This is a genomic window from Frankia sp. AgKG'84/4, assembly GCF_023242965.2.
Lineage (GTDB): Bacteria > Actinomycetota > Actinomycetes > Frankiales > Frankiaceae > Frankia.
In genome coordinates this window covers 1-15,395 of the sequence record NZ_JALKFU020000072.1, presented here as the reverse complement: position 1 = coordinate 15,395, position 15,395 = coordinate 1, and the positions used below count along the sequence as shown (strand labels likewise).

General features: G+C 72.9%; 11 protein-coding genes. 5 read left to right on the top strand and 6 right to left on the bottom strand.

All coding sequences use genetic code 11. From position 1 onward, the window contains the following. The first annotated feature begins 447 nt into the window (after positions 1-447). The 4 genes from MXD58_RS07590 to MXD58_RS07575 all read left to right on the top strand — a co-directional run bounded on the left by MXD58_RS07590 (position 448) and on the right by MXD58_RS07575 (position 3,250). Positions 448-1,083: a DUF4232 domain-containing protein gene (locus MXD58_RS07590; RefSeq protein ID WP_248836876.1), complete on the top strand. Its 636-nt coding sequence runs from the start codon at positions 448-450 to the stop codon at positions 1,081-1,083. Positions 1,084-1,316: 233 nt separating this feature from the next. Continuing rightward, positions 1,317-1,946 (top strand): nuclear transport factor 2 family protein, encoded by a 630-nt coding sequence (locus MXD58_RS07585; protein ID WP_248836875.1) that lies wholly within the window; start codon positions 1,317-1,319, stop codon positions 1,944-1,946. 30 nt (positions 1,947-1,976) lie between these two features. After that, positions 1,977-2,570, top strand: a complete 594-nt coding sequence (locus MXD58_RS07580) for a nuclear transport factor 2 family protein (protein ID WP_248836874.1) — start codon at positions 1,977-1,979, stop codon at positions 2,568-2,570. 29 nt (positions 2,571-2,599) lie between these two features. Next, a complete protein-coding gene (locus MXD58_RS07575; protein WP_248836873.1) occupies positions 2,600-3,250 on the top strand; it encodes a TetR/AcrR family transcriptional regulator in 651 nt (216 codons plus the stop codon). 139 nt (positions 3,251-3,389) lie between these two features. Here the strand turns inward: MXD58_RS07575 and MXD58_RS07570 are convergent, their stop codons facing one another. Further along, positions 3,390-3,857, bottom strand: a complete 468-nt coding sequence (locus tag MXD58_RS07570; RefSeq protein ID WP_248837007.1) for a winged helix-turn-helix transcriptional regulator — start codon at positions 3,855-3,857, stop codon at positions 3,390-3,392. 61 nt (positions 3,858-3,918) lie between these two features. On the opposite strand from MXD58_RS07570, the gene MXD58_RS07565 reads away from it, so the two are divergent. Next, a complete protein-coding gene (locus tag MXD58_RS07565; RefSeq protein WP_248836872.1) occupies positions 3,919-4,479 on the top strand; it encodes a PaaI family thioesterase in 561 nt (186 codons plus the stop codon). Between the two features lie 222 nt (positions 4,480-4,701). Here the strand turns inward: MXD58_RS07565 and MXD58_RS07560 are convergent, their stop codons facing one another. The 5 genes from MXD58_RS07560 to MXD58_RS07540 form a co-directional block, all read right to left on the bottom strand. Beyond that, positions 4,702-4,893 carry a hypothetical protein gene (locus tag MXD58_RS07560; RefSeq protein ID WP_250609145.1) on the bottom strand — a complete coding sequence of 64 codons (192 nt, stop codon included), beginning with the start codon at positions 4,891-4,893 and terminating at the stop codon, positions 4,702-4,704. A gap of 151 nt (positions 4,894-5,044) precedes the next feature. After that, positions 5,045-7,258 (bottom strand): DEAD/DEAH box helicase, encoded by a 2,214-nt coding sequence (locus tag MXD58_RS07555; RefSeq protein ID WP_248836870.1) that lies wholly within the window; start codon positions 7,256-7,258, stop codon positions 5,045-5,047. After that, positions 7,255-8,589: a BREX system ATP-binding protein BrxD gene (brxD, locus tag MXD58_RS07550; protein ID WP_248836869.1), complete on the bottom strand. Its 1,335-nt coding sequence runs from the start codon at positions 8,587-8,589 to the stop codon at positions 7,255-7,257. The genes MXD58_RS07555 and brxD overlap by 4 nt, the downstream gene beginning before the upstream one ends. A 94-nt stretch (positions 8,590-8,683) precedes the next feature. Continuing rightward, complete coding sequence (gene pglZ, locus MXD58_RS07545) at positions 8,684-11,824, bottom strand: BREX-2 system phosphatase PglZ (protein ID WP_248836868.1); 3,141 nt, start codon at positions 11,822-11,824, stop codon at positions 8,684-8,686. Next, positions 11,821-15,395, bottom strand: a 3,575-nt coding sequence (locus tag MXD58_RS07540) for a BREX-2 system ATPase PglY family protein (protein WP_250609144.1), incomplete at its 5' end; no start/stop codon positions are given. The genes pglZ and MXD58_RS07540, both read right to left, overlap by 4 nt.

The following is a 15,395-nucleotide window of genomic DNA, read 5'->3' as shown; positions in this document are numbered from 1 at the left end:
CAGGGTGCAGGCGACCGTGATCTGAAGAAATTTCTGAACGGCGATGGATGAGGGCCGAGAACATCTCGACAAGGCAGATCTAACCGCATCCTGCGCAGGATTAATCAAAAAATGAGCTGGCATGACACGCCCCCCGATGGCGTCACATTCAATACCTGGCCGGCCCGTCTGATGAGACAGACGGTGGGTCCAGTGGTACACGGGAACCCTAGCATGGATCACGGCGATCCAGCCGTGGGGCCGCTGCGGAATCTGTCATCACGGAGGCCGGTGGGATTCGGGAAGGACAGCCGGAAGGCGGGAAGAGGAGTGCGGACTGTCGTGCTGCCGACCGTGCCGAGCGGATCGTTGAACGTACGCTGCGAAGTGTCGTGACGCCCGGCGGGCGGCACGCGCCGGGGGATTGTTGCGGGTCAGGTCCTGGGCTGAGGGTGATGGAGGCTTTACATGCGACGTCGAGCGGTCCGGGCCGCCGTGGCGGTCGTGGTCGGGCTGACCGTGGTGCTGGCGGCGTGCGGTGGGTCCTCGAGCCTCGACCGTGCTCCGTCGGCAGCGGAGTCGGCAGCGGATTCGGCGGTGCGCGCGAGCCCAACCTCCGCGGCGCCCGCCGGTACCGCGCGGACGGTGGAGGGCGCGGGCGGCGGCGTCGGCGGGTCGGCCGCGGTGCGGCGCTGTGCCGCGGGTGACCTCGATGTCGCGTTCGGGCCCACGAGCGTCGCCGAGGGGGGTCAGCGGCAGCGGCCGATCATCCTGACGAACCACACCGCGGGCGGCTGCGCCATGACGGGATTTCCCGGTGTGGAGCTGGTCGCCGGGAACGGCTCCCACTACTTCGACCTGGTCCGCTCCTCGATCGTGCGGCCCGAGAGGATCGTGCTGGCACCAGGTGGCACGGCCCGCGCCACCATGCGCTATCTGCCGGTGCGGCCCGGGGACGCGGGTGCGTATGACGTCGTGCGGGTCCTCGTCACCCCGCCGGACACCACCACGCCGACTTCGCTGCCCTGGGACGGCGGGCCGGTGCTCGACCAGTCGGGTGCGACCCATCCGGGCACCTACATTCTGGCGCTCACCGCGGACTAGCGCGCTGCTCTGCCGCGTCCTCCGACCGGAGCTCGGAGCTCTCCGCGGGGCGGGTTCGAACTTCAGTGTCCGTATTTCTGGACCGGGCGGTATGATATTCCAGTCATGCTGGTTGGCGATCGGTGCCGTGATCCGCCCCTGCACGTCGGCACCCGGGGGGCCGGACCCGTCGGCGGGAAGCCGACGCGCCTGGCGGCGTCCACCCGTTCGTCCAGATCGAAAGGCGGCCCCACATGACCGGCCAGAGCACACCCACTGCCGGCGACACGGTGACAGCTGACGACACGGTGACAGCTGACGGCACGCTGAGAGGCGACGGTCCGGTGGGCCCGGGCGGCGCACCCGCCGGTGCGCACCGCGCGGCGGACGGCCTGGCGGCCCGGGTGGCCCGGCTGGAGGCGGAACGCGAGGTCCTGCGGACCTTCACCCGCTCCTTCCGGCTCGTCGATCAGCGTGCGTACGACTCCGTCGCCGAGCGGTGCCTCACCCCGGACGCGGAGCTGGAGTTCGGGCTTCCGACGCCGCACCGGCTGCGCGGCCACGATGAGTTCACCCGCCACCTGCGTGAACGGGTCGCCCCGGCGTCGGAGATGGTCGCGCACGTGCCCGGACTCGCGGCCGTCGAGTGGGAGCGCAGTGCCCAGGCCACCCTGACCGCCTACGTCACCGCCTGGCACTGGTTCAGCGCGCGGGCCCGTCTGGGCGCCCTGCGCCCCGCCGACTGGACCGCGGTCGGGTTGGTCGAGGACGTCTACCGACGCCACGACGGGCGCTGGCTCATCGCCCGCCGCCGCGTCACGCCCGCCGCCGGGTTGGTCGCGGCCGGCTCACCGCCGCCGGCACCCGCTGGCCACTTCCGCTGACCCATCGGCGAGTACCGGACAGGAGGCCCCATGCACAGCACTCCCAGCAAGCCCGCTGGCGGGGCAACGCCCACCCGCCCATCAACGTCCGCGGCGCCGGCGGCGGAGCTCAGTGCTGTCCTCGACCGCCTGGCCGCCGACAGCGCGATCCGCCGCACCTATTTTCATTTCTTCCGGCTCAGTGACCTCGCCCAGTACGAGCGGCTCGGGCAGCGCTGCTTCACCGCCGACGCGTCCATCCAGTACCGGGTCATGCCCGGCCCACCGCAGCGTTTCGCCGGCCGCGACGAGTTCGTCGCATTCATGGTCGCCGGCCGGCCGCCGGGGGGAGCCGCCTTCCGGCTCGCCAGCCCCACCGTCGCGCACACCAGCGCGCCGGCGGACATCGACTGGAGTTCCGGGGAGCCTCGACTCACCGGCTACGCCACGGTCTGGCACTGGGCGGCGACCCGCACGGTCAGCGGCCGGCACCGCCCGGCGGACTGGACCACCATCGGCCTGGTCGAGGACACCTACCGCCAGGACGGCGGGCAGTGGCTCATCGCCCGCCGCCGCGTCAGCCCCGCGGCCGGCCTCGTCGCCACCGGCGCCGCGCCGGGCGGGGGCCGTCGCACGGACCGTTGACGCGATCCGGCCGCCATTACGATGGCACCGTGAGCACAGTGCGGGCGCCCGCCGCCCGGACGGCCTCCCGTGGGCGTATCGACAAGCGGCAGGCGATCCTGGACGCCGCCTTCACCGTCTTCGCCAGCCAGGGCTACGAGCAGGCCAGCGTCAAGAACATCGCCGACGCGGCGCACGTCGCGAAGACCACCGTCTACAGCCATCTTGAGGACAAGGAACAACTGTTCCGGCTGGCGATGGCAGCCGCGGCCGAATCGGTGCTGGCCGCCAGCGTCGATGTCCTCGACCGGCTGCGCGCCCCCGGCGACGACCTGCGCGCGGCATTCGAGGACGTTGCCCGCGCGCTGCTCCAGGTGTGCTGCGGCGAGCGGTCCCGGGCGCTGCGATGGCTGACGTACGGGCAGGTCGCCCGCTTTCCCGACCTCATCGACACCGTCCAGGGGCGGACCTCCGTGCATCTCGCCGAGGCACTCGCCGACCGGCTCGCCCGACTGTCGCTGACCGGTCGGATCCGTACCTGCGACCCGGCCCTGGCCGCCGACCAGCTCCTCGCTCTGCTGACCGGCCCGGCGGAGACCCGCTCGCGGATGGGCACGCGTGAGATACCCGTCGAGGAGATCGACGTCCTGGCCCGGTCCGCGGTCGACACCTTCCTGCGCGCCTACGCGGCCGAGAACTGAGCCGCCGCTCACCGCGTCTCCCGAGGCCGTCCGTGCCGCCGACGGCCGTCCGTGCCGCCGACGGCCGTCCGTGCCGCCGGCAGACGTCCGTGCCGCCGGCAGACGTCCGTGCCGTCGGCATCCCCTTGAGCATCCGAGGTCAGGGGCGCGGGCGGCTGCCGGGGCCGGGTTCGAGGCGCAGGCGCGGGCGGGGGCCGAGGTCATGTCCCTCGTCGCAGCTCAGGGTGAGGTGCACCGGGGCGCCGCAGTCGGCGTGGCGGAGCAGCGCCGGCGGGCCCTCGGGGCCGGCGAGGTGACGGTCGCCCCAGGTCAGGAACGCCGCCAGGATGACGACGAGCTCCCGACCGGGGCCGTGCAGGCGGTACTCGTGCCGCGCGCGGACGCCCTCGTCCCGATAGGCGACCCGCTCGAGCAGGCCCGCGTCGGTGAGGCGGCGCAGGCGCTCGGACAGCACGTTGCGGGCGATGCCGAGATGACCGGCCAGCTCGTCGAACCGGCGGACGCCGCTGGCCACGTCACGCAGCACCAGCAGGGACCAGCGGTCGCCGACGAGCGCGAGCGTGCGGGCGATCGAACAGGTCTCGCTGTCGTAGGCGGTGAACGGCATCACCACCGCAGCGTACGCGGATAGGTTGCGTTCTGAAACCCAGCTGCCCTAGCGTGGGCGCATGACGACGCTGCCCGATGCCGGCACGACAGCAGGTTCCGCCGCGCACCTAAGCGCGGAACCGGTGGGTGATCCCGCGCGGCAGCGGACGTTCGCCTGGGAGGACCCCGGCGAGATCGCGGCCGCCGGCGCCGGCCGCAGCGGAGCGGAGCTGCTCGCCGCCTGGCAGGCCGGGACGCTGCCCCCGCCGCCGGTCATGCGGATGCTGGACTTCGACGGCGCCACCTTCGGCGAGGGCAGCGCCGCGTTCCAGCTCACGCCGCGGGAATTCCACTACAACCCGCTGGGCACGGTGCACGGCGGCGTCCTCGCGACGCTGCTCGACTCCGCCTGCGGCTGCGCCGTGCACAGCCTGCTGCCCGCCGGGGTCTTCTACACCAGCCTCGACCTGACCCTGAAGTTCCTGCGCCCCGTCACCATCCAGACCGGGCAGATCACGGCCGAGGCGAGTGTCACCCACCTCGGCCGGCGCACCGCGCTCGCCGAGGGCCGCCTCACCGACGCTGCCGGCCGGCTCTACGCCACCGCCGTCAGCAGCTGCCTGGTGATGCGCCCGGCCTGACGGCGTGGTTCGTCTACGCGCATCGAGGAGATCGACGTCCAGGTCATGAGGCTCGCGACCCTGTGTCCTTACGCTGATCGGCTTCTCGAAGCCGTGGGCGCCGCACCACATCATCTGCGAGGCCTGCCACCTTGGCAATGATCTCGAACCCGCCCGCGAGCTGCTCCGCTCCGCCAGCTACACGATCTTCCCCGCAGGCTACGACGACTACGCCTACCGCTTCTAGGTAACCGTCTCCGTCGTGGGCTCGCGGAGACCTACTGCGTCGTGCCACGGGGTGAACATCGCCTGGCCGACGATCGCGCCGTCGTACTTGGAGACAAGCGAGAGGCCCTCGCCGGGCGAGATGGTGGCGCGGAGGTCGTCCACGAGGTCCGCCACGACCTCGCCATGCTCACCGCCGAACGCCCGCATGATGACGTCCCGCGCGGGCGCTCGGTCATGGGCCCCTTCATGGCGAAGATTCACGCGCCGGACGTAGGGAAATCTGGCGAGGACGGCAACCTGTTTCTCGGCCGGCGTGCAGCAGCGAAACTTTCCTGAACCCACGTGATTCCCGCCGGGTTCAGGCCGGTAGGAGCGTGAAGCGGACGGGTTCTCGGAGGACTGCGGCGGCGGCGGGGAGGTCGGCGCGGCGGGTGGCGAGGGTTGCTTCGGCGAGGCGTCGGGGCAGGGCGGTGCTGAACTTCAGTCCGGCCAGGGCCTCGTCGGTGACGTGCGGTAGGCAGAGGCGGCTTTCGAGGTGCGCCGTCGCGGACTTCCACAGCTGCGGGGTCAGGTCGGTGCGTAGCCGCAGGGAGGCGGCGGTGGTGGCCTGGAGTGGATCGGCGAGGTCGCCGAGGCTCGCGGTCAGGGTGCGGTTGGCGTGTGTCCCGGCCCAGGTCCACCAGCGGACGTCCGTCAGGTCGGCGGCACGGACGATCATCGTTCCGCCGGGGTGAACGGCGTGGAAATGGTCGGCGCGGACGGCCGCGAGCCGCTCCTGGGCGCGGCGGGTGAGGGGGACTGCTGGGTCGGCGCCGAGGAGGACCTCGCGCATCGCTCTGGTCATCGTGAAGGACACGGACCCGTCGCTGGAGGTCAGCCAGCGGGCCCGGCCGCCACGATCGGCGGGTTCAACGAAGCAGCGCCGGCGTTTCCAGTCGATGTGGGTGACGCGCCAGCTGCGGCCGGCGAGCAGGAGCATCCGCGGGCCCTCGACCTCGTCGGTGAGCAGGACGGGGTCGGTGCGCCCGATCTCGTCGCGGCCGGACAGGACGGTGAACTCGGGTGCGGCGGTGAAGACCGCGGTCAGCTCGGCGAAATGGCGGTGGCCGAACCTGCGCTCGGCCTCGGGCCCGATGAACAGCATGCCGCCGTCGGAGTCCAGATATCCCATGCGGACGAGGTGTCGCACGAGGGGCTCGGCGGAACGGTCGAAGGGGGCGAGCCCATTCCATTCATCGGCCCATGTCTGGTCGCCGACCCGGTTCTCCTGCAGACAGGAGGCGAGCAGTTGCTGGGCGACGATGTGGCGCGGTTCCGGCGGGGGAACGACAGGCTCTACCCAGCCGCGACCCCAGAGCAGCAGGAGCCCGGCGGCGTGGACGAGGGCGTCTTCGGACAGGGCGAGGAACAGGCAGTTGCGGGTGGTACCCGGCCGCCGACCGGTGCGTCCGAGGCGTTGCAGGAACGAGGCGACCGTCGCCGGGGCGTTGATCTGGATGACACGGTCGAGGTCGCCGACGTCGATCCCGAGTTCGAGGGTGCTGGTGGAGACGATCACGCAGTCCCGGGCCTGGGTGAACGCTTCTTCCGACCGGCGCCGTTCGTCGACCGACAGCGAGGCATGCGAGAGAAATGTTGTGACGCCGAGGGACCGCAGCGTCTGGCCCAGTTCCTCGACCGTCTTTTTGGAGTCGCAGAAGACGAGGCGTTTCTCGCCCGGGTGCAGGGCCGCGAGTACCTTTGCCGCGTTCGACACCGAACCGACGAAATCCAGCTCGATCTCGCCGGCCGGTGGTGCGCCCCGCGTGGCAGCAGCCTGCGCCGAAATGGCGAGGGGCGGGCTGGAGGGCCCCCCGGGCGGGGCCGCCGAGAGGCCGGGGGCGATCACCCGGGCCGGGCGGTGGCCGGCGCGGGAACCCTGCAACCAGCGCACCAGCTCCTGTGGATTCCCAACCGTCGCCGACAGGCCAATGACCTGTAACGCCGTACCGGCATCGATGATGCGTCGCAGGCGTTCGAGGACCGCGAGCAGGTGCCAGCCGCGGTCGTCGCCGGCGAACGCGTGCACCTCGTCGATGATGATCGTGCGGACACCGGCGAAGAAGGCGCGATGGTCGGTGCGGACGCTGACCAGCATCGCTTCCAGCGACTCGGGCGTGGTCAGCAGAACGTCGGGGCGTTCGCGGCGGATCCTGTTCCGGCGGCTTTCGGGAATGTCTCCGTGCCAGACGGTGGCGCGGCGGCCGAGCCAGCCGGTGTAGGCGTCCAGCCGCGGCGCGAGGTTGTTCAACAGCGCCTTCAACGGACACAGGTAGAGGACGGACGTTCCCTGCCAGTTCTCGGCCGCCATCCGCGACAGCACGGGAAACGCGGCGGCCTCGGTCTTCCCCCCGGCTGTCGGCGCGAGCAGCAGCGCGTCCGACCCGGCGAGCAGCGGTTCCACGGCGGCCTCCTGCAACGGCCGCAGCCCCGGCCATTGCAGGGTGTTCACGATGTGGTGCAGCACGACCGGGTGTAACAGGTCGACGACGTCCGTGCCATCGGTGGGCGCCGGTGGTTCCGGTTCGGTCACCCCAGATCCAGGTCGACGTCATCGGCCCTGGTGACGGCGGCGTTGCGTTCCAGGTCGCTCATCTCGGCCGAGGTGATGGTCAGCGGGTAGTCGCGGCGCGGGTGGAAGTCGTCGAACTGGTCGACGCGGTCGAGGACATCGCCGACGAGTTTCTTCAGGAACAGCCGGGGCGCGACCCCGACCTTCCCACCGAGACGCCCGGCGACCGCCCTGGCCAGATGGGCGAGGTAGGCATCGTCGACAAGAACTCCGATGCGCGCCGCCGCTTCGTCAGACGTCCCGGCCGTGTACAGGCCGCGGACTCGGCCGCCGAGCTCCACGAGCGACGCCTCGGTGAACCCGGTCAGCCGCAGCTGCACGGCCCGCGGATTGTCGAACTTCGGGTGGACGGTGAAATCGGTCGCCAGCCGCTGCGCGAGCGGCGCGAGGCGCGCCGCGCCCTGCGGCCCGTCGTAGAAGGCCGGCGTCCCGGTGATGACCAGGAACAGCCCCGGGAACCGGCCGCTGTGCACCTCGTCGATGAGTTGCCGCAGCGCGTTCAGGGCCTTGTCCCGTGCGTCGGAGCGCACCCGCTGGAGAGTCTCGACCTCGTCGAGGACGACCAGCAGGCCGCGAAAGCCGCTGTCGCGCAGCACCAACAACAGCCCCTGGAGGAAACCGAGCGCCCCGAAATGGTCCAGGTCGCCACGCACGCCGGCGGCGCGCCGGGCGCTTGCCGCGACGTGCGGCTGCCCGCCGAGCCAGGCGAGCACGGCCGCCGCTGTCGCCTCGTCGCCGGCCGCGAGCGCGGCCCGATATCCGCGCAGCGCGGCGGCGAACGCGGGTGCGGTCCGGCCGACATCGGCGAGCCGCCGGTCGACCAGCTCGGCCACGGCCCGGTCCAGCGCCTCGGTGTCCTCACCCGTCGCACTGTCGGTCGCGAGGACGTCCTCCTCCAGTGCGTAGAACCAGCCGTCGACGACCTGGCGCAGCGCGCTGGGTGGGAACGTCGCGGTGGTCAGCCGTTCGGTGAGACGACGGTAGACGGTCTCCAGTTTGTGCAGCGGGGTTTCGGTCTCCGAGATCTGCACCTCGGCGAGGGCAAGCCCCGCCTTCTTGGCACGTTCGGCGAGCCAGCGGGTGAAGAACGTCTTCCCGGCGCCGTATTCGCCCCGGACCGCCTTGAAGACCGAGCCGCCGGCGGCGACCGCGGCGATGTCCTCGGCGGCTGCCTGCTCGAACCGGTCCAGGCCGACGGCGAGCAGGTCCAGCCCGGCCGCGGGAACTGCGCCACGGCGCAGCGCGTCCAGCACATCTCGCCGCCGCGCCGCGCTGACGCCTTCGCCGCTCATGGCCGATTCCCCGTGCCCCGCGGTCTCCCCGTGCCCCGCGGCCTCCCCGTGCCCCGCGGTCTCCCCGTGCCCCGCGGCCTCGCGGCGCGGCCGATCACCGGGGCAACCCGAACTGCTGGCGCAGCAGGTCGACGTTGAGCCGCAGCGTGTGGCCGTCGTCGAGTTCGTCCAGCACCGCATAGTTGTCGATGTTGAAAAGCCGGCGCAGATTCACTGCGAACCCGCTGGCCCGCCGGGGGATCTCGCCTGCCCGCTCGGCGACGACGAGTGTCGCCAGCGTGCCGTTCGCGGCGAGCAACGCCCGTACCGCCGCCTCGACCTTGTCCACCGAGAGGGGCCGAGCCAGCCCCTTGAGCTGGGACCGCAACAGCTCCGAGGCCATCAGCCCGGCGACGAGCAGGTCGACCGCATCGTCGCGTCCAGCGGCAGCGGAGGAGGCCAGCGGCCCGGAGCTGTCAACGGGTGCGGCGGGGCCGGCACCCGCTTCGGCCGCGCTGGCGGTCTGCTGGGGCAGGTCGAACAGGGCCGGGCCGCTCTGTTCCTCCGTGGGCCTGCGGCGCCGACGGGGAAGGTGGGCCGTCTCCGCCACCGCGGCGGCAACCCCGCTACCGGCGGCGCGCGCGCCGACCCTGACGGTGTCGCCGCCGAGGCGGGACATCACATCAGGACCCTGCAGGGACCACCAGCGCGGGCGCTGATCGGGCAGCGCGCGCCAGCCGGGTGGCAGGTCCCGGCTCGCGGAGGTCGCCGAGAGCCGGAACGGCAGGAAGGCCAGCACCGGGACGGTCACCTCGGCCGGTGACGCCCCGCCGTGGTAGCCGCCCTTGCGGCCCAGGTAGTGCAGCGTCGGATCCCACAGTGCGACGATGCGTCCGCCGGGCGCGAGCACCCGCGGCCCGACGAGCTCCACCTCGCCGTCGCCGGCCGTGGCGTCGCTGGCGGCCGGGACCCGATGCCGTGCTGATACGGCGTCGGTCGCCGCCAGCTCCGTCGCGCCGTGGTCGATGACGTGGCCGTGGTCGCTGGTCACGATCACGATGCGGTCGGCGTTGCGGGCGTAGGCCAGCACCGCGCGCAGCCTGCCGAAGTCGGCCAGGCTCCAGCCGTCGTCGCGTGGTCGACCCTTGTGGAGGGTGTCGTCGACGGTGTTGATCACGACGGCGACCAGTGGAGTCTCGGAGGCCAGCGCCTGGGTGAGGTCCTGGTCGAGCGGGGCGCCCGGTACGCCGGCCAGCTCCGCGTCGTGGAACAGCCGGGCGCGGTGCCTGCCCCAGCGCGGGTGCTGCTCGAACGCGGCCTTCTCCGTGGCCTTGTCGCCGCTGGTCAGCCTGCCGGCGAGCAGCGAGGTCCGCGAGGTGGCGGTGATGGTGGGCAGCGCGGCGACCGCGGCCCGCCGCCGGTCGGAGCCGGTCGGCTCACCCGCGGCCTGATCCGCGCGGGCAGCGCCGAGCGGGTCGTACTCCTGCCAGCGGTCACGGCGCAGCTCGGCGGCGAGCTGGGTGGCGACAGCGGCGCTCAAACCGTCGAGCACGACCAGCAGGGCCCGCCGCCCGCCGCGGGCGGTCACGACCGGCGCGACGACCCGGTCGAGGATCTCCTCGACGAGCAGCGGCGCACCGGGCCCGGGCACACCGACCGTCCAGTCGGCGAGCAGCCGCGCGAAACCCGCGTCGAGGGCACGCCGTCGCCTGGCCGCGACGCGGAACAGGTCCCCGTACACCGTGCCGACCGCGGGCGCCAGCTCGCCGCTCGCCAGGTGGCTGAGCGCGACGTCGGCCCAGGCCGAGTCATCCAGGTGGGCGTCGAGGGCAGCGGGCAGGGTCATCGGCCCGCCCGATCGGTTCCGGCTCGCGCGCGCCGCGCCAGGTGGGGCGGGTGGGTCGGCGCGAAGCGAACCGGTGGGCTGGGTGGCGAGCCAGCCCACGACCCGCGCCGCCATCGCCGCCCGCTCGACCTCGGCACGGTCGATGCTGGCCAGCAGATGCGCGCGCAGTGAGCCGACGGCGGTCACGACGTCGTGCGCGGCGGTCGCGAGCAGCGCGCGGTCGACGCCGGACTCGGCGGACACCAGGAAGTCGCGGATCGTTGTCGCGACGAACAAGAGCCGATGGTGGAACCCGGTGCGTAGCAGGTCACTCGCGGCGCCGGCGGCCTGCCCGTCGAGCTCGTCGAGCAGGCGCTCGGCGGTGTCGAGTAGGGCCGGGATCTCGTCATCCGGGTGCAGGGTGAGTGACGTCGCGCCGGGGGTGAGACCGAGCCGGCTCGTACCCGGGCGCGTCGGCGCGAGCGCGGTCGCCACGACCTCCCGACTGGCGTCGGCGAACGCGCGCATCGCCGTCTCGTCGAGCCGGGCGTCGCCGAAGTAGCGTTCCACACGAACCTTGGCCCGCTCGACGGCCGCGGCGTCCACGCCGGCCGGTCGGGCGGACGTGTTCGGGTCTGGCCCGGGCCACAGACAGTCGCACACCAGGCCCAGGGCGAGCGCCCGGTCGCCGTTGCCGGCGGTGACCAGGGCGAGCAGGGTCCGCCCGGCGCGTCCGGTGCGCTCACCGAGGTAGGCGGTGAGACCGGCACGCTCGTGGTCGCCGAGCCGGCGAAACGCCTCGGTGGCGGCGGGGACGGTCGTCCAGCGCAGCATGGTGGCGATGTCGAGGTCGGCGGCGCCGAGACCGTACTCGGGCAGGCCGAGCCGGACGGCGGCGAGTTCGGCGAGCGCGTCCTCGCGGCTGAGCAGTCCACCGGGCCGGCGCGGCCAGCCTGCGGGTGGACGGGCCTCCAGGAGAGCCTGGACGACCCAGCGATCCTCGGGGGCGCGCAGCCGGGGGTCGGTCCGGGTGGCGCCGAAGTCCTCCAGCACCGCCGCCCACGGCTCGATGACGTCGACCCGCTGCTGGTGGACCTGCGCGAGCACGGTGTCGCCCAGCCGCTCCTCGTCGGCGTCGGTGAGCAGCACCAGCCAGCCGTCCTCGACCGGCTGGCGGGTCCAGCGGGTGAGCTCCTCCAGCACCGCGAGTGGCGACACGCAGGCCACCACCCGCACGGGCCGGCCGCCGACGGCCAGCTCGGTGGGGGCCGGCCAGTCCGGCTGGGCCCGGACCAGCAGGACACGCGGCTGGCCACCGGGGTTGGTGTGGGTGGCGCGGTGCAGCCTGCCGACCCGGCCCAGCACGACGGCCGGGGTCACCCGAGGAACGCCGGTGCCCGTGCCGCCCGCCGTGGTCTCCGGGTCGGTCACGGCGTCGGCCGCCAGACGATCTCGATCTCGCCGGGCCGGTCGCCGACGTGGGCGCGCAGCTCGGCCAGGGCCTGGTCCAGGTCGCCGGCGCGGACTCGCCACTGCCGCTGCGTCCCGGTGTCGGTGCGGCCGTCCCGGTCCGTCTCCGTGCCGGTGGGCAGGCCCGGACCGCCGTCGGGGAGTGGGAGCCGGACGCTGTGCGCGGTCGGCCGGGGACCGGGCACCAGGGTGGCGCTGGTCGGTGGCTGGACGATCGGTGGCGTGATGATCGGTGGCTGGACGATCTGCGGCGTGGTGGCGGGCGGCTTCGACTCGCCAGGCCTGACGGCGGTCTGGGTGGCGCGGCGGATCAGCGCGGTCCCCCGGGCACGGGCATCGCCGAGCACCGTGGCCAGCGGGCTGATCGCGTTCTCGTCGGCGGCGCCGACGGCCCGGATCCGATCGAGGATCTCGCGGGCCTCGGCCTGGTACGGCTCGGGCAGGCCGGCGACGACGCCGAACGTCTCGTCCCAGGGCGCCGTCCTGATCGCCGCGGTGACCTTGGTGGCGTGGCTCATGCTGACCAGGAGACGCTCCGAGGAGCCGGCGAGGTCGGCACGCGCGAGGCGCGCCACGATCTGCGGGCCGGCCTTGGCGTCGTCCAGGGCCGAGAGCACATCACGGGCGGCCCGTGCGGTGCGCAGCCGGCCGCCGGTGGTGGCTTCGCCCGCCGGCCCGGCGGCGGCGGTGCCGGTGTGCGGATCAAGACCGAGTTCGACCGCGTGCGCCTCCAGGGCATCGACCAGGTCCTGGCTGGCCGTCCAGCGAAGCCGTGCCTCCGCGACCAGCTCCTCGGTGAAGGCGCGCAGCAGCCGGCCCCTCAGCAGGGCCGGAGGGCGCACCCCGAACAGCGCCTGGGCGCGTTCGCCGGCCTGCGCCCATTCGGCCGGGTCGGGCAGCGGCTGCTCGCGCAGCGCCATGTCCTTGGTGATCGCGCTCAGCTCGGGCGGCGGCGTCAGCAGCCCGCCGTAGCGGTACCAGGCCCGGTCGGTCTGCTCGGCAAACGCGGCGACGACCAGGTGCGCGACGTTGTCGTCCAGGCCCCGCGCCCGCGGATCGTCGATCCAACGCAGCAGATCGGCGACCCGCAGCTCGCTGGCGCCCGAACCAGCGGCGCCCGAACCCGTCGAGCCCGAGCCCAAGCCCGTCGAGCCCGAGCCAGCCGCGCCAGAGCCAGAGCCCGGGCCGGCGTCGAGTGCGGTCTGGGCGGCGCGCCGGGCGAAGTGGTCGACCCACTCGCGGCCCAGTTCGAAGCGCACCTCGTGCATCACGCCGAGCCCGAGCGCCGGGGCGATCCGCCGCACCGGCCCGCGGTCGCCCTTCGCGACCTCAACGGACCCCCCGTCGGCTTCGGCTGCCCGCGTCACATAGCCGAGGACCAGCTTGAGATCGGCGAGCTTGACCGGCACACCGGTCTGGTCGGGGTCGAGATCCGGGTGGCCGGGGAACTGGTCGGCGAGCAGATCGCCGACGAGCCGGCGCGCCGCGTCGCGAAACGACGCCCCGAGCGGCAGCGTCGGATTCAGCCCGGGCCACAACGACCGCAGATGGTCGTGGAAATCCGCGGTGACGTCGTGTTCGTCCTTGGAGGTGAGCCCGTAGGCCGAGCGCAGCGTCGTCTTCGTCTTGGTGAGCAACGCGTCGTGACGGCTTTTCAGGACGCTGCGGGCCCGCTGCCGGTCATCGGCGCTCAGATGCTGGGCGTGGCTGTCGAACCGGTGGCCGCCGCCGGCGAGCAGGTGGTCGAGGCGGACGAGGATCCCCAGGTCGGTGAGGCGTGCCGCGGTGAGATCAGCCGGAATCCAACTGACGGTCCGATGCTGGACGCCGGAGCCGCGCAGCCGTTCGATCCGGGCCCTGGCGTTGACCGGCGGCTCGCCGGCGTCGTCGAACGGGTAGTCGATGACGAGCCGCCAGGACTCCGGGTCGAGGGGGGCGAGCTGGTCGTCGCGTAGCTCCGCGCCGCGCAGGGAGGCGAAGATGACCTCGGCGGAGCGCTTGCTGCCGCGCCAGACGAGGTCGAGCCGGTCCCCGAAGGCGTCGCCGGTGACGGTGACCCCCAGTTCGTCGACGAGGATGCGCCGTACGAGAGCCCGGCGGTTGCCGGCGCTGTCGTAGCCGACGGCGGAGTTGAGGATGCTGTCGACCTCGACGCCGACGAGTTCCAGGCCGACGCCCGGGTCGCCGCCGTCGACGGGCAGGTATTTGATCTCGCCGAACTGGCCGGCCCACCGCTCGATCTTCTTGCCGACCTGACCGGCCTCGCCGCCCGGGATCGGACTGGTGATGCTGCCGTGGTTGAGCGCGGACAGCCGCCGCGGGGTGAGGTTGTGCAGCGCGGGGACGCTCGGGGCGAGTGCCGAGAGCAGCAGCGTCTTGACCAGCCGGTCATCGGCGGTGAACCGGCGGACCTTGGTGGCGAGCAGCGGGTCGACCGCGGCGCCGGTGGCCTGCGCGCGGCGGACCTGGGCCAACGCCTCCTCGTCGAGGCTCTCCGCGTCGAGCAGGTAGGGGCGCAGCCGGCGGCCGTAGAGCTTCTGCGCCGCGTCGAACTCCGCCTTGAGCACGTCGGTGAACGGTGTGTCGGCGCCCCGGGTGATGACGTCCCACAGGTCACCGAGCGGGACGACCTGGCCGAGGCGCAGGTCGCCGCGATGGTCGACGAGCAGTTGGCGCATCAGCTTCAGCGCCGTCCGGTTGCGCTGCAGCGCGGAGGAGACGTGCACGAGGGTGTCCATGAACGCCGGGCTGAACGGGTAGGACAGCCGGAACGCGTCCCGGTCGGCGCCGATCTGGGCGCTGCCGCCGAGCATCGTCTCCCACACCTCGGCGCGGACCTTCGCCGTCGTCTCGAACGCCTTTGTGATCGCCGCCGCGGCGTCGGCGTTCCGCGGCTTCAGCAGCCGTCGGTTGGCGATCAGGGGGAGGTTGCGGTCCTCCAGAATGATTTTGTCGAAGCGGCCGTCGGCGAGAGTCAGGACGTCGAGGAAGCTCAGCCGGACGTCCCCGGCGACCTGCTCGCCGACCAGCTCGCGCAGGTCACGCTGGCGGGCGATGAAACTGACGATCGGAACGGCCCGGGCGCCCAGCCCACCCTCGACGAAGTTCGTGACCTTCTGCACCTCGCGGGAGACGAACGCCTGGTCACCCATGTTGTTCGCCAGCCACAGGATCAACTCGTCGAGGAACAGGATGACCGCGTCGTAGCCGAGGTCCTTGGCGTGCCGGGCGATCTCGGCGAGGCCGGCGTCGAGGGAGATGAACCCCTCGGCGTCCTCGCGCAGATCCCGATAGGTGTGTGCGAACCAGGTCGTGAGCAGGTCGGAGACCAGCCGGCGTCGCGCGGCCGTGTCCCGCGCGGCCGGGGCGAGCGCCGCGTCCACCTCGGCCGCGGTCCAGGAGCCGTCGTCTCCCCACTCGTCCGGCTCGCCACCGGCCAGCCCGCCGCTGTTCGGCCCGGCACTGTTCTGCCAGCCGCTGTAGGAGGCGGCGCGGTTCAGTTCGGCGAGGAACGTGGCGTCACCTGCCTTGG

Excerpts from the sequence above, each read along its gene's own strand:
- brxD (WP_248836869.1), bottom strand. The coding sequence starts at position 8,589 with ATGAGCGGCGAAGGCGTCAGCGCGGCGCGGCGGCGAGATGTGCTGGAC.
- MXD58_RS07590 (WP_248836876.1), top strand. The coding sequence starts at position 448 with ATGCGACGTCGAGCGGTCCGGGCCGCCGTGGCGGTCGTGGTCGGGCTG.
- MXD58_RS07560 (WP_250609145.1), bottom strand. The coding sequence starts at position 4,893 with ATGCGGGCGTTCGGCGGTGAGCATGGCGAGGTCGTGGCGGACCTCGTG.
- MXD58_RS07585 (WP_248836875.1), top strand. The coding sequence starts at position 1,317 with ATGACCGGCCAGAGCACACCCACTGCCGGCGACACGGTGACAGCTGAC.
- MXD58_RS07565 (WP_248836872.1), top strand. The coding sequence starts at position 3,919 with ATGACGACGCTGCCCGATGCCGGCACGACAGCAGGTTCCGCCGCGCAC.
- MXD58_RS07570 (WP_248837007.1), bottom strand. The coding sequence starts at position 3,857 with ATGCCGTTCACCGCCTACGACAGCGAGACCTGTTCGATCGCCCGCACG.
- MXD58_RS07580 (WP_248836874.1), top strand. The coding sequence starts at position 1,977 with ATGCACAGCACTCCCAGCAAGCCCGCTGGCGGGGCAACGCCCACCCGC.